This window comes from Secundilactobacillus collinoides DSM 20515 = JCM 1123, assembly GCF_001435975.1.
In the GTDB taxonomy this organism is placed as follows: Bacteria; Bacillota; Bacilli; order Lactobacillales; family Lactobacillaceae; genus Secundilactobacillus; species Secundilactobacillus collinoides.
The window spans coordinates 1-1,051 of the sequence record NZ_AYYR01000103.1; the positions used below are offsets into that span (position 1 = coordinate 1).

The window sequence follows — 1,051 nt, forward strand, 5'->3', positions numbered from 1 at the left end:
TGGACCGTGCCCCCATACTTGGACGAATTGCTACGCTGCTTTTCGAACCACTTCTTCACAATATTGAACGGGTGATTTTCCGCCCAAATTGTGTTTGATTCGAACTTCGTTGTAGTATTTGATCCATTTTTTCATCGCGGTAATTAATTCCCGCTTCGTTTCGTAATGATGATTAGTCATCATCTCAGCTTTCATGATGCTAAAGAAAGCTTCCATCGGAGCATTATCGTAACACGTGGCTTTACGCGACATGCTTTGGAAGATGCGCCGACTCTTCAAGAGATCGACCCAGCGATAATTCTGGTATTGAAACCCTTGATCTGTGTGGACTGTTGTCCGGTATCCGAGACCTTTTGGAATGCTGCCTAAGGCCTCTTTTAAGGGTTCTAAGACGAAGTTAACAGTTGGATGATTACTGATACCAAAGGTCAGAATCCGGTCACTGAACAGATCCATGATTGGCGCCAAGTATACCCGTTCCTTCATTGATTCACCACCGAATCTAAACTCGCTGACATCACTGGTTAACTTCTGATAGGGACGATCAGTAAAGAAACGTTGGTTTAATAGGTTATCGGCCAGTTCACCGACCTCGCCCTTATAAGAGTTATATTTTCTGACTTGCTTATGATAATTGTTAATGGTCCAGCCATGCTGCTTGGTGATGCGGAGCACCCTTTTGTGGTTGATGATCTGCCCCTGATTATGCAGCTCATCAGTGATCCGAACGGCGCCGTAGCTGGGATTATCCTTATGAACCTGCTCAATATCAGCGATTAACTGGGATTCATCAACCGGTTCTGGTGCCGGGTGTTTCTCGTTATATTCATAGGTACTTTTAGCGATTGGAACGAAGCTTAAGGCCTCTTTTAAACTAACGTGTCGATTCTGCCTCAAATCATCAATGATTGCCGTATACTGTCGGTTCTTCAGCTTTTGATTTATTTCTTTCGATTCAAGGCAAGAAATTTTTTTAGGAATTCATTCTCCAACTTCAAGTGACGATTTTCCTTTTGAAGATCTTTGAATGCTTTGTCTTGGGTTGCCTGCG

General features: G+C 43.4%; 1 protein-coding gene. It reads right to left on the minus strand.

What is annotated here, in order from left to right; translation table 11 throughout:
- Positions 1 to 30: 30 nt before the first annotated feature.
- Complete coding sequence (locus FC82_RS13760) at positions 31 to 981, minus strand: IS3 family transposase (protein ID WP_156405159.1); 951 nt, start codon at positions 979 to 981, stop codon at positions 31 to 33.
- Between the last annotated feature and the right edge of the window lie 70 nt (positions 982 to 1,051).